This window comes from Nosocomiicoccus ampullae, assembly GCF_001696685.1.
GTDB lineage: Bacteria > Bacillota > Bacilli > Staphylococcales > Salinicoccaceae > Nosocomiicoccus > Nosocomiicoccus ampullae_A.
In genome coordinates this window covers 57,665-70,481 of sequence record NZ_MBFG01000001.1, presented here as the reverse complement: position 1 = coordinate 70,481, position 12,817 = coordinate 57,665, and the positions used below count along the sequence as shown (strand labels likewise).

General features: G+C 37.4%; 11 protein-coding genes. 2 read left to right on the top strand and 9 right to left on the bottom strand.

Going from position 1 to position 12,817, the window contains the following annotated elements; genetic code table 11:
• Nucleotides 1-7: 7 nt before the first annotated feature.
• The 5 genes from BBS29_RS00340 to BBS29_RS00320 all read right to left on the bottom strand — a co-directional run bounded on the left by BBS29_RS00340 (nucleotide 8) and on the right by BBS29_RS00320 (nucleotide 7,198).
• A complete protein-coding gene (locus BBS29_RS00340) occupies nucleotides 8-1,564 on the bottom strand; it encodes a peptide chain release factor 3 (RefSeq protein WP_068127904.1) in 1,557 nt (518 codons plus the stop codon).
• Nucleotides 1,565-1,594: 30 nt separating this feature from the next.
• The gene (locus BBS29_RS00335; RefSeq protein WP_068127901.1) at nucleotides 1,595-3,079 is read right to left on the bottom strand and encodes a UDP-N-acetylmuramoyl-L-alanyl-D-glutamate--2,6-diaminopimelate ligase; all 1,485 of its coding nucleotides are present in this window, start codon (nucleotides 3,077-3,079) and stop codon (nucleotides 1,595-1,597) included.
• 68 nt (nucleotides 3,080-3,147) lie between these two features.
• Nucleotides 3,148-3,918: a twin-arginine translocase subunit TatC gene (gene tatC, locus BBS29_RS00330; RefSeq protein WP_068127898.1), complete on the bottom strand. Its 771-nt coding sequence runs from the start codon at nucleotides 3,916-3,918 to the stop codon at nucleotides 3,148-3,150.
• A 736-nt stretch (nucleotides 3,919-4,654) separates the two neighbouring features.
• Nucleotides 4,655-6,382 (bottom strand): GMC family oxidoreductase, encoded by a 1,728-nt coding sequence (locus tag BBS29_RS00325; protein WP_068127895.1) that lies wholly within the window; start codon nucleotides 6,380-6,382, stop codon nucleotides 4,655-4,657.
• 15 nt (nucleotides 6,383-6,397) lie between these two features.
• Nucleotides 6,398-7,198 (bottom strand): gluconate 2-dehydrogenase subunit 3 family protein, encoded by an 801-nt coding sequence (locus BBS29_RS00320; protein ID WP_373554029.1) that lies wholly within the window; start codon nucleotides 7,196-7,198, stop codon nucleotides 6,398-6,400.
• Between the two features lie 195 nt (nucleotides 7,199-7,393).
• Between BBS29_RS00320 and BBS29_RS00315 the strand changes: the two genes are divergently transcribed.
• Complete coding sequence (locus tag BBS29_RS00315; RefSeq protein ID WP_068127890.1) at nucleotides 7,394-7,795, top strand: hypothetical protein; 402 nt, start codon at nucleotides 7,394-7,396, stop codon at nucleotides 7,793-7,795.
• 38 nt (nucleotides 7,796-7,833) lie between these two features.
• On the opposite strand, the gene BBS29_RS00310 is transcribed toward BBS29_RS00315, so the two are convergent.
• Nucleotides 7,834-8,523 (bottom strand): peptidoglycan DD-metalloendopeptidase family protein, encoded by a 690-nt coding sequence (locus BBS29_RS00310; RefSeq protein ID WP_068127887.1) that lies wholly within the window; start codon nucleotides 8,521-8,523, stop codon nucleotides 7,834-7,836.
• A gap of 51 nt (nucleotides 8,524-8,574) precedes the next feature.
• On the bottom strand, nucleotides 8,575-9,681 hold the full coding sequence (locus BBS29_RS00305; protein ID WP_068127883.1) for an AI-2E family transporter: 1,107 nt from the start codon (nucleotides 9,679-9,681) through the stop codon (nucleotides 8,575-8,577).
• A 126-nt stretch (nucleotides 9,682-9,807) separates the two neighbouring features.
• Here BBS29_RS00305 and BBS29_RS00300 point away from each other — a divergent pair, with 126 nt between their 5' ends.
• Nucleotides 9,808-10,533 (top strand): alpha/beta hydrolase, encoded by a 726-nt coding sequence (locus BBS29_RS00300; RefSeq protein ID WP_068127880.1) that lies wholly within the window; start codon nucleotides 9,808-9,810, stop codon nucleotides 10,531-10,533.
• Between the two features lie 39 nt (nucleotides 10,534-10,572).
• Here BBS29_RS00300 and fabI read toward each other — a convergent pair whose 3' ends face one another.
• Both fabI and mgtE read right to left on the bottom strand, forming a co-directional pair.
• Nucleotides 10,573-11,340, bottom strand: a complete 768-nt coding sequence (gene fabI / locus BBS29_RS00295; protein WP_040929324.1) for an enoyl-ACP reductase FabI — start codon at nucleotides 11,338-11,340, stop codon at nucleotides 10,573-10,575.
• 70 nt (nucleotides 11,341-11,410) lie between these two features.
• Nucleotides 11,411-12,814 carry a magnesium transporter gene (gene mgtE, locus BBS29_RS00290; protein WP_068127877.1) on the bottom strand — a complete coding sequence of 468 codons (1,404 nt, stop codon included), beginning with the start codon at nucleotides 12,812-12,814 and terminating at the stop codon, nucleotides 11,411-11,413.
• Nucleotides 12,815-12,817: the final 3 nt, after the last annotated feature.

Below are 12,817 nucleotides of genomic sequence, written 5' to 3'. Positions count from 1 at the left end.
TATTTGATTAAAGTAAACTATATAATTTGATTTCAGGGTATTTATCGCTAAACCATCTCAGTGCAAAATCATTTTCAAATAGAAATACTTTGTTGTCGTAACGGTCATACACAAGTGTAGAACGCTGTGTATCCATTTGCTCTCTGATATCTTCTTCGTTTTCGATCCAACGTGCTTGCTTATTGCCGATTGGTTCCATTACGACATCTGTATTATATTCGTTTTTCATACGGTGCTCAAATACTTCGAATTGAAGTTGACCGACTGCGCCGATAATCGGTTGATTCGTATGAATCGTCTTATAATACTGAATTGCACCTTCTTGAACGAGTTGCTCGATACCTTTATAGAAGTGCTTTTGCTTCATCACGTTTTTAGCAGAAACTTTCATAAATAGTTCTGGCGTAAATTGTGGTAGTTCTTTAAATTCAATATGTTTATCAGATGTTAGCGTATCTCCTATTTGATAGTTACCTGTATCGTATAACCCGATAATATCTCCAGCATACGCAACGTCTACAGTTTCTGTGTCATCCGCCATAAACATCGTCGCACGCGTGACCTTTTGTTTTTTACCTGTGCGTTGTAATTTCACTTCCATGCCGCGGTTAAATTGACCGGATACGATACGTAAAAATGCGAGTCTATCTCGATGTTTTGGATCCATATTCGCTTGAATTTTAAAGATAAATCCAGAAAATTCTTCTTCTGTTGGATCGATCATTTCACCTGATTTTGTTTCAAGTGGTTCTGGACTCGGTGCAAAATCGACGAACGTATCTAAAAATTCCTCAACACCAAAGTTAGATAATGCTGAACCAAAAAATACTGGTGTTAAATCTCCTGCCACAATTTTTTCTTCATCGAATGCGTCTCCTGCTTCTTCAACGAGCATAAATTCTTCAATCGACTCTTGGAATGCAGAGTCTTTTTCGATGTCATGTGGAGTTTCTAATTCGTAATCGTCGTTTAACTTTAACATCGTCTCTTCACGGTACGGATTAATTTCTTTTGTACGTCGATTAATAATCCCAAAGAAACTTGGTCCCATACCAATTGGCCACGTCATCGGATACGTTTCAATATCTAACGTTTCTTCGATTTCTTCTAAAAGCTCAAACGGATCTTTCCCGACTCGGTCAAGTTTATTGATAAATGTAAACACTGGAATCCCACGCATTTTTGCTACTTTAAAGAGTTTTAACGTCTGAGGTTCGATCCCTTCTGCTGCGTCGATGACCATAACAGCACTGTCAACGGCCATTAGTGTACGATACGTGTCTTCTGAGAAGTCTTCGTGTCCAGGTGTATCTAAAATATTTACTTTATATCCGTCAAAATCAAACTGCATGACAGAACTCGTTACTGAGATTCCACGCTCTTGTTCGACTTTCATCCAGTCTGATGTTGCGAATTTACCTGTCTTTCTACCTTTAACGACACCCGCTTCACGAATCGCACCACCGAATAGTAATAGCTTCTCAGTTAGCGTCGTTTTCCCGGCATCCGGGTGCGAAATAATCGCAAATGTTTTTCTTTTATTGATTTCTTCTTTAAGTCCCATACAATCTCCTTAATTCAATTCTATCTATTATTAGTTTTCATATCCTGGAAAGTTATATTTTTTATACGCAAAATTTAATGCAATCAAATCATCGCGATGCGGTTCTTTAATATGATTTTCCATAATTTGATACGGCTCGCGTCCTTTTCCTGCAAGAAACACAGTATCTCCAGGTTCAGCATAATCTATAGCGATTTTTATTGCTTGTTCACGGTCGATTTCTGTCGTGTAATTATCGTGTGTCATCCCTTCTTCGACGATATCAATTAACATGTTTTTATCGTCATTACCCGGATTATCAACAGTGATTACGACATAATCTGACAGACTCGCAATACGACCCATCTCTTCGGCTTTTGAATAATCTCTTTCACCAGTCATTCCATACACTGTAATCAATTTACCATCGTTAAACGGACGAATTGTTTGAATGACTTTTTCTAACGCATCTGGCGTATGTGCAAAGTCGATGATTAAATGAATCGGTAATTCATTGTCTAACACTTCTAAACGACCAGATACAGCTTTCATTTGCTTAATTGCTTCAATCACATCATTTAAGTCGTATCCTTGTAGCCATTCACTAATTATCGCACACATTAAATTCTCAATATTATAATCCCCAACAAATGGCGACTCTACATAAAACTCACCGTCTGGCGTGTGTAACGTAAATGTCGTTCCTTCTAAACTCCCTTTAATATCTGTCGGATAAAAATCTGCACTTTCATCTAGTCCATATGAAATCACTTCATAAGGTGTCATCGTAGCATATTCTTTTGACCACGGATCAGAATTGTTTAATATGACGTATTTTGTCTTTTTTAAATCTTGACCGAGTTGAGAAAAGAGTAGCCCTTTAGTGAACCCGTAGTTTTCCATCGTGCCATGAAAATCTAAATGATCTTGTGTTAAATTTGTAAATATCACAATATCAAAATCCACACCAAACGTACGCCCAAGCTTTAGTGCGTGACTCGACACTTCCATCGTAAATACTTCAGTTTCTTTTTTTACCGCTTCATTAAAATTTTTATGCAAACGAGTCGTTTCAGGAGTCGTATTTAACGATGGATACGTATCTTCGTTAATCATAAATCCATTCGTTCCTAAGTATGCACTCTTTTTATTCATACTCATACTTAAGTTATGAATCATCGTTGAAACAGTCGTCTTACCATTCGTCCCAGTGACACCGACCATCGTCATACTTTCATGCGGGAAGTCATATAAGTATTCTGCAAAAAGCGCAGACACTTTTACTGGGTCTTTCACTTTTAATAACCCAACGCCTTCAGGTAATTCCCTATTTCGGTCTGATAATATCATCCTACTTCCTTTTTCAATCGCTTGATCGATATAATCAAACCCGTCTGTCGTTGCACCTTTTAACGCGACAAATATCGTTCCTTCAGATACTTCTCTAGAGTCGATTGTAATATCGAATACATCTTCCGGTAACGTCCCATATATTTCTTTTATTTTTAGTAATGAAATTAGTTGTTCAGTTTTCATATTCTCACCTCTAACGGTTTGATTTAATTATACATTAATAAAAATAAAATACGCCCCTAGAGGCGTATTTATTCTGCACGTTTTTGTTGACGTCTTTCACGTCGTCTTATAAGTACGATACTAATCTCATATAACACAATCATTGGCGTTAGTGTTATTAAATGTGTGAATACGTCTGGAGGCATAATAATCGCCGTTAAAACTAACAGTCCAAAGTAAACGTATTTTCTTATAGCGACCATCGTTTCTGCATTTAATAATCCTATATAGTTTAAAAATAGTATGACAACAGGCAGTTGGAATATTAACCCAAAAGGAATTGTCGTCATTAATAAAAATCTCATATATTCATCTGCAGTAACAATTACTTCAAAGTTCTTTTCTCCGAGTGAAATTAAAAAGAAATAACCGACCGGGTGAACGACAAAGTATCCAAATAGTAAACCTGCTATAAATAAAATTAACATTCCTGGTAACGAACTTTTAATAAACATCGTCTCTTTTTCGACGAGTCCTGGTTTCATAAAGCCCCAAATAAACCAGCAAATAAATGGTATAGATAACCCAACACTAATCGCACCAGATGTTTGTAAGTAAAAACGAATCACTTCAAAAGGTCCTAATACGACAATATTCGCACCCTTTGACACGTATGGAAACCACCAACCGACCGTCGCAAAAATCACAATAAAGCATAAAACGACAGTGATTGCTGATTTAATAACGACAGATCTTAAATCGAGAATATGGTCCATTAAAGGCGCCATATTATCTTCTTGAGTTAGCTTTTTACGCTTTCGTCTCACTTGTACTTCTTTATATTCATCATTGTTAGACATAAATATGTACCACCTAATCCAATCAACGAATTTTTAAAAATAACGCATTAAATCATCTATCTATTATAGTACACATTGTGTTGATATAAAAGATTATAAACGTGGTTGTAGCTGATTGAAGCGGTTTTATTTTCTAACCTGCGTATAGTTGATCCAAAACAGCGTAATCGTTAAATAGATGAATTACCTTTTTACGCAAAAGGGATTTGCGTTAAACGGACCTCTGTTTATTTCACGCAAACGGCGTAATTGTCAAATAGATGAACTACTCTTTTACGCAAAAGCGATTTGCGTTAAATTAAACGTGCTAACGGCACCTCTGATACATTTCCGACCTATCTTTCAGATGAAAAAACTCGTAAATTTTGATTTGCGTAAAATTAATTTCATAGTCGTTTACGCAATTGCGTGTTGCGTTAAATTGTTTTTCATCTTTTTACGCAAAAGAGATTTGCGTTAAAAGGGGCACTGTTTCGTTGACGCAAACGGTGTAATCGTCAAATAGATGAACTACCCTTTTACGCAAAAGCGATTTGCGTTAAATTAAACGTGCTAACGGCACCTCTGATACATTTCCGACCTGTCTTTCAGATGAAAAAACTCGTAAATTTTGATTTGCGTAAAATTAATTGCATAGTCGTTTACGCAATTGCGTGTTGCGTTAAATTGTATCTCTATTCGTTGACGATAAAGAAAAAAGACTGTAGAAAACATCTACAGTCTCATATAAATTAATTTACTTCTCTAAACGTTTTTTATCTTTATGATACTTAATAACACCTTCTGCACAGCGGTATGCTAATGCACCGACTGTTCCTGTTGGGTTGTAACCAGAGTTGTGTGCAAAGTTTCCTGCTCCAACTACGAATAGGTTGTCTCTGTCCCAGTGTTGTAACCAGTTGTTAACAACTGAAGTCTCAGGGTCGTCTCCCATTGTAGTACCACCTGTGTTATGTGTTGATTGATAAGGTACGATATTGTAATCGCCTGGCTCTTCATCAACGTCTACTTGTTTTGCACCCATTTTCTCTAAGATTTCTCCACATCTATCAGCAAGATATTTTGTTCTCTTTCTATCCATATCTGTGAAGTTATAAGTCAGTTTTACGAGTGGTACTCCAAATGCATCTTTATAGTCATTATCTAAATCTAAGTAGTTGTCTTTATGTGGGCTTGATGCACATTGTCCAGATACTGATATAGATCTCGTATACTGTTTAATAGACTCGTCTTTAAATTCCGCACCCCATGAAGGTGTTCCTTTACGAACAGGGTTCGTTAAGATTGGTCGTGAACCATATTGAGCAACTGTAATATTTCCACCGTGTAAGAAGTCTAGGTCTTCATGGTCGAAGTTATCTCCGTTAAAGTCATCCATTGACATACCTAAAGCACCAGCACCCATGAAAACATTGAACTGTTCATCGAAGAATCCTCTAGCGCCTCCAAACGTCTGATAACAATAGTTACGACCTAGCGTACCTTTTTCAGTTTTTGGATCGTATTGTTCACCAATATCAGATACCGCAAGTAGTTTATAGTTATTGAATACATAACTCGTTAATACGACGATATCTGCAGGTTGAATGAATTCTTCTTTCGTAAGTGTGTCAACGTATTTAACACCTGTAACTTTTGAATTATCTTTGTCATCAGTTAAAACTTCTACGACATTACAGTGTGTACGAAGTTCAAAGTTATCATGACGACGTGCTGTTTTTAATACTGTTACTTCTGGCGTTGCTTTCGCGTCGTATTCACACGCGAAACGCTCACAGAACGCACAATATTGACATGGATTTAACTTTTCACCATCTGGGTTTTCGTATGCTGCTGACATATTTGCTGATGGTAAGAAGAATGGGTGGTACCCCATATCATTTACAGCATCTTCAAACATTTTCATCATTCGAGTTTTAATCATTGGACCGTTTGGATAGTCTTTACTTCTTTTACCTTCGAAGTGGTTTACTGTACCACTGATACCCGCTGTTTGTTCAAACTGTGAAAAATATGGTTCTAACTCATCATACGTAATACCCCAGTCTCTAAAACGGTATCCGTCTTTTTCTTGAAGTCTTTCTTCACCGTATCTCTCTTTCGTTTGAGTTGCGATTTCAAAGTCATATGGTAAGAAACGATAAACGTGCCCGTTCCAGTGAGTTCCAGCTCCACCAACGTTATCACCAAGTAAGAATGATCCTTGTTGACGCATTGGTAACGCTCTTTGATCTGGTTCGTTTCTAAATGTGAGAGTTTCTTTAGAAGTGTCTTGCATTAACTCATAGCGAATCGCATATTTTAATTCGTCGTGTACGTGTTGATAATCTGCTGTACCTCTTTCTTTACCTCTTTCAAGACTGAGTACTTTTAATCCTGCTTTTGCTGCCTCTGCTGCAACAATGCCCCCTGTCCAGCCGGCTCCGACTGTGAGTACATCTACTTTTTCTAGTTCTTTCGCCATTTAATATGTCTCCTCTTAACCAAAGTTTGGTAATGGTTCAATGTCCATAAATTCGTCTGATTCAATTACGTCTAAGTATGAGTGCTGGTGGCCTGGGAATTGTTTCATCTTCCAGCCTTCCATGTTTCTGTTACCGTGATAAATCGGATCACAGTATGCACCTTCTAGAGTTGCTGAACGTAGCATCGTAAAGAAGTAACTTGACGTTGCTGTTGATTTTGGTACACCAAAGTCAACTTCACCTTCTTGGAAGTCTTTTAGAATTTCATCTTGTTTCTTTTCGTCGAGTTGAGAGAAGCTTTCGTCGTGACGACTTTTTGCTTCTTCTTGAAGTTTTTTAACACCGAGTCTGAAGTATTCTGCACGGTTTAAGTTTGACTGATACCCTTGAGTAGGAAGTCCTTCGTGGAAAGGTCCTTGCATATATTCTTTTGAGTTAAATCCGTATGCTCCAGCGAGCTGTCCGTCTAAGAAGTATGCTGCACCGAGCCCTTTAGCTCCTGGTCCAACGTCAGTTTCTGGGAAGATTCTTTCCATTGCCGCTTCAATCGTTGCAAAATCTGCGTCGTTTTCAAAGAACACACGACCTTTGTCTGGTACGTCGAACATACCGCCTCCGCCGCCGTGTCCATCGTGACCACCGTGGCTATCTCCACCGCCTTGATCACTAGAATCTTTTGAACTGTCACTTGATTTACCATCGAGGTTAAATCCGATTAAACCTCCAAGTAAACTACCACCGATAATACCACCAGTAGCTACTCCCGTTGTTTTTAGGAAATCACGTCTTGAGAATTGTTTCTCATCCGCCATAATCCTCACTCCTTAATAATTTTCATCTGCAAAAACAGAATAGATAACTATAATTGTACACCTTTTAAAGAAGATATAAATAGGTTTTGACAATTTTATGTCAAAATTGTGAAATAATTTTCGAATTGTCTTTATAAATTGTGAAAAATTGTCTATAATTAAAGTATTAATAGGATATTGAAAGGGAGACACCACACAATGAAGTTTTTTGAAGCATTAAGATGGCCAAATGATCACATGGATCTGCGTTATGAGACAGATAAGTATACGAACTTACCAGTCGTTACTCGCGTTTACGATACTGATAGAGCAAACGATGCTGACGTAGGTTTTGTTACACGTGAGTTTGCGTCAAGAATTAAACAAGCACAAGATCAAATCGAGTCAAATCGTATTATGATGCTCGTGTTATACATTGCTGCAGTATTGCTTCCTGCACTTGTATTAACTGTCGTCAAAGGGACGATCTTACCAGCTGGATTTGCTGTTGTATATGCATTCATTGTAATTTTCGTCGTTGAAATGTTCAACCAAGTTACAATTAACAGAATGTTAAAAGAAATTGATGACGGTGCCGGAAATAACGGTCGTCGTAAATAATTAAAAGGCTTCAAATCTTAACGATTTGAAGCCTTTTTTTATTTAAAATGACCATAAATATTTTGTTGAGTACCAGATGACACATATCCAATATTTAACTTTAACCAATAGTGTCCGTCTTTATAAGTTACTGTTCTAAACTGTAATCTATCATTCGGTTGTGCAGATGAAATAACTTCCCCTTTTAAGCTCGGTTTATTTCTAATGTTCATATTGTATTTCGGGATAAATATCCCGTTAAAATATCGATCTTTTCTTAAATCAATATCGTATGCACTAATACCATTGCATACAAAATCTTTTTCTTTTAAATACCCATATCGCTGAAACTGAATGTGAAGATGGCTTGCCATAGGTGCATTTAAATTGTTTGTATCTCCTTGATATCCAATTGTTTCACCGTACTTCACATGTTGACCGATTGTCACGATTAAATTTCTCTTTAAATGGCCGTATATTACTTGGTAACCAAGTGCTTTGTTTGCAATTACGACTGTTCCACCAAAATTTCCGTAATTACTCGTCCCTTGTACGACGACCCCGCTCATCACTGCAGGAATCGCTGCACCGTCATGTTTTGCAAAATCATACGCTCTGTGAAACCCTCCACAATACGCGTCATAATTAAATCCATTCACAATATAATTTCTAAATCCAAACGGCGTCATCGCATGCGGATTACTCGTCATTTTAAAATTATGTTTCTTTAAAGTATTAATTGGATTCAAAAAAATCCCCTCCTTGCTCTATATATCGAGTACAGGAGAGGATTAAGCTATTTAATACTTTTGTTTTGGTACTTTAACGTCACTTATTAACGTTTGACTTAAATCACGTCTATAACGCCAGATGTTTTGAACGATGGATTTTAAAACAGCGTATGTCGGAATCGCAATTAAAATTCCTAAGAATCCTGCGATATTTCCTGCTGCAAGTACAATTGTAATAACTGTTAAAGGATGTAACGCAAGTTGCTGACCCATAACGTTTGGCGTAATGATATTCGACTCGATTTGCTGCGCTGCAAGTGTGATGAGTGATACCCAAATGAACATAATTGGATCTTGAATGAGCGCTAAAATCGCTGCTGGTAAAAATGCGACCCATGGTCCAACGAACGGTACGACGTTCATAAATAGCGCAAACACCGCGAGTAATAGTGCGTAATCTAAACCGATAATCTGATAACCGATAAATAAAATAATACATAATATAAACGACACGAGCATTTGTCCTTGTATAAATGCACGGAGTGTTTTATCGATATCTTTAATCGTATCGAGTAAAAATAATTTAAAACGACCTGTAAATGGACGTGTAATTGTCGGTACAAATTTTTCGTGATCTTTTAACATAAAGATAAAGAAAAATGGTACTAAAATAAGTGAAATCACAATCGATACTGTACTCATTATAATTTTAAATGCATTCGCTACGACGCTACTAAACATCGTAGACCCTGTTTCAAATACTTGATTCGTTATTTCATCTAAATTTACTTCAAACGGTAAACGGTCCCTTTGAGTAATTACTGTGTTCATGAAGCTTTGAATTTCACGTTGAATGAGCGGTCCACGTGTAATTAAGTTTTGAACTTGCTCAGTGATTACCGGAATAACTGAGATTGATAATACAGTTAGAACGATTGCAATAATTAAAAATACAGAAGTCATCGATAGCCAGCGTGGTGCGCTATGGCGTTCTAGGTATTCTTGAATTGGAATCGTAATGTAAAATAAGACGCCAGCAAGTAGTACAGGTACGAAAATTGTCGCAATGATTTGGAAAAACGGTACAAATATATACTGTACTTTCACTGTCATGTATATAATGATGAGCGTCATAATCAGCGCTACACCACTTTGAAACCAAATCTTATTCAGCATAGACTTGTCTCCTTTCGAAACTTGTTTTTATTATATCATTGAATGCAAGAAATAGTTGAAAGAATTATCCTGATTAACTGCAATATTTTGTAAATACGTTACACTATATATAAAAAGGAGATAACAATGGATTTTACAACAGGCATTCATAACAATGAAATACATTCCAATATTTTAAACGAAACGATTATGTTCGAGTACTATATACCAAAAGATTTTGACGAAAATCGTAAATATAATGTCTATTATACGTTTGACTCACAAGACTTTTTTAAATACGGTCAAATCAATCGTATTTACGAACGACTTTTTAAAGATGGTGAGATAGAAGCTGCGATTATCGTCGGAATCCCATACCCGAGTGTCGAGTGGCGTAACCATCACTTCCAACCAGAAGGTGAACATACAGACGAGTTTATGGAATTTATAGCTAAAGAATTTGTTCCGTTTGTCGACGATACGTTTCCTACAATTCAAAATCGCGACAGTAGAGCTTTAATGGGTGAAAGCTTAGCGGGTAGTTTCAGTATTAAACTCGCGATTAATTACCCAAAAATGTTTAAAAATGTTCTCGCTTTTAGTCCCGAGGTTACTGATGAATTTTATAATGAAATTATCGAAAGAGAAGGCACTGAAAACATTCATCTTTACCATACAATCGGACTTGAAGAGCAAGATTTCATAACAATTACAGGCAGACAAGCGAACTTCTTAGATCCAAACCGCGAATTAAACGAAGTGCTCTTTTCAATTCCAGAACGATACGAGTATAAAGAGCTAGACGGTGGCCATATATGGAAGACGTGGAAACCAGAAATTGAACACGCACTTAGATTCTTTTATGGAGTGTAAAGATAAAAAAGCTAAGACCAGATGGTCTTAGCTTAATTTTTATGCCATTGCGTGATATCCTGAGTCGACGTGTAATACTTCTCCTGTAATTCCTGATGCTAAATCTGATAATAAGAACATTACAGCATTACCAACTTCTAATTGGTCGACGTTTCTCTTTAATGGTGCACGTTCTTCGATTTCTTTAAGAATCGTTTTGAATTCACCAATTCCTGATGAACTTAACGTACGAATTGGACCAGCTGATACCGCGTTTACACGGTATCCATCTTCACCAAGGTCAAGTGCTAAGTATTTAACACTTGCTTCTAATGCCGCTTTCGCAACACCCATAACGTTATAGTTTGGAAGTGCACGCTCTCCACCTAAGTAAGTCATCGTTACGATTGACCCACCTGGGTTTAAGATTTTCTTCGCTTCTTTTGAAACGATCGCAAGAGAATATGCTGAAATGTCTAATGCAAGTTGGAATCCTGCACGTGATGTTTCAGAGTATCCACCTTTTAACTCGTCTTTATTCGCAAATGCAATTGCGTGTAACACACCATCAATCCCACCTGTGTGTTCACCGATTTCTTTAAATGCACGCTCAACGTCTTCGTCTGACGTAACGTCACAGTTTACCATGAAGTCATGGTCGCCTTCGAGTTCACCTTTTAACTTTTCGATTTGATCTTTAAAACGGTCGTTTAACGTCGTGAATACGATATTCGCTCCCGCTTTGTCTAATGCACGCGCTGCTCCCCAAGCAATTGAACGTTGGTTCGCAACACCCATTACTACATATGTTTTACCTTTTAAATCCATGAGAATCCCCCATTCTTATTAGTACCTACTACTAATTTTAAATTGATTCTCAAAAAAATGCAACGAAAATCTATACTAAAGCACTCATTAATGCATTTGCGAGTGAGAAATAGATCATTAAACTAATAATATCGTTCGATGTTGTAATAAACGGACCACTTGCTACTGCAGGGTCAATTCCAAACTTTGACATCCCCATCGGTATAAATGTTCCAGACAACGTCGCAAATGTCATCGCTACAAATAATGAAATACTTACAATAATTCCGACGACAGGTTGTCCGAATAGAATCGTAATGATAATGAATAGTAATACCGCGCAAGTGAACCCTGTCATCATACCTGTAAGAATATCTTTAATCGCAAGTTTTAATAGGCTCACACGTTTAATTTCACCTGTAGCAAGTCCACGGACAGCGACCGCTAAACTTTGCGTCCCAGCATTCCCTGACATTCCACCGATAATCGGTATAAACGCTCCGAGTAACGCTACTTTTTCAAGCGTTTCTTCAAACGTAGATAACATCGTCGCGGTAATCATACCCATAAGCGTTAAACCAATGAGCCATGGAAGTCTCTTTTTAGCTGCTGTAAATGATGAATCGTCAAGTGGTGACCCTTCATCACTCATACCGGCAAGTCTATAGTAGTCTTCCTCTGCTTCTTCTTGGATAACGTCCATGATATCGTCGGCAGTAATGATACCGACTAAGTGTTCTTGATAATCTAGAACTGGTACTGCTAAGAAGTCATAGTCTCTCATCATGTACGCAACTTGTTCTTGGTCGTCTGCGACATTTACCGAGATGACACGTTCTTTCATAATATCGCCAATATATTCGTCTTCATCCGCAATTATTAAATCTCTAAGCGAAATAATACCGACGAGTTTGTTGTTAATATCAGTGACAAATAAGTAGTAGATCGTCTCGCTATCTGGAGCTACTTTCCTTAAGTGCACCATCGCCTCATGGACAGTCATTTCACTGTCGATTGAGACGAACTCCGTCGTCATGATACCTCCCGCAGTATCATCTTCGTAGTTCATTAATATACGAATTTCTTCGCGGTCTTCTTTTTTCATTAGTGCTAAGAAGCTCATCATGACTTCTTTTGGTAAGAAGTTCATAATGTCCGCTGCGTTGTCGTACTGCATTGCACCGAGTACTTGTGCAGCGTATCTCGCGTCCATACTTGTTAAAATCTCTTCCATTTCCTCATTCGAAATAGATAGCGTGTCAAAGAAATCCGCCACTTCTTTTGGACTGAGTAAATGATATAATTTTTCTCTATCTTCATCATTTAATAGACTGAAGAACTCACCTTGTTCGTATTCGTGGAGTTTTAAAAACTCTTCTCGAAACGGCTCATAAGATTCTTGTTCTAACAGCATAATCAAGTTATCATATGCTGCTTTTATCTCTATGTCTTCCACATGTTTTGTGTAGTCTTTTTCTTCTGTTTCAACTGACATCTT

Coding starts and splice junctions, on each gene's coding strand:
- BBS29_RS00340 (WP_068127904.1), bottom strand. CDS start 1,564: ATGGGACTTAAAGAAGAAATCAATAAAAGAAAAACATTTGCGATTATT.
- BBS29_RS00335 (WP_068127901.1), bottom strand. CDS start 3,079: ATGAAAACTGAACAACTAATTTCATTACTAAAAATAAAAGAAATATAT.
- tatC (WP_068127898.1), bottom strand. CDS start 3,918: ATGTCTAACAATGATGAATATAAAGAAGTACAAGTGAGACGAAAGCGT.
- BBS29_RS00325 (WP_068127895.1), bottom strand. CDS start 6,382: ATGGCGAAAGAACTAGAAAAAGTAGATGTACTCACAGTCGGAGCCGGC.
- BBS29_RS00315 (WP_068127890.1), top strand. CDS start 7,394: ATGAAGTTTTTTGAAGCATTAAGATGGCCAAATGATCACATGGATCTG.
- BBS29_RS00305 (WP_068127883.1), bottom strand. CDS start 9,681: ATGCTGAATAAGATTTGGTTTCAAAGTGGTGTAGCGCTGATTATGACG.
- BBS29_RS00300 (WP_068127880.1), top strand. CDS start 9,808: ATGGATTTTACAACAGGCATTCATAACAATGAAATACATTCCAATATT.
- fabI (WP_040929324.1), bottom strand. CDS start 11,340: ATGGATTTAAAAGGTAAAACATATGTAGTAATGGGTGTTGCGAACCAA.
- mgtE (WP_068127877.1), bottom strand. CDS start 12,814: ATGTCAGTTGAAACAGAAGAAAAAGACTACACAAAACATGTGGAAGAC.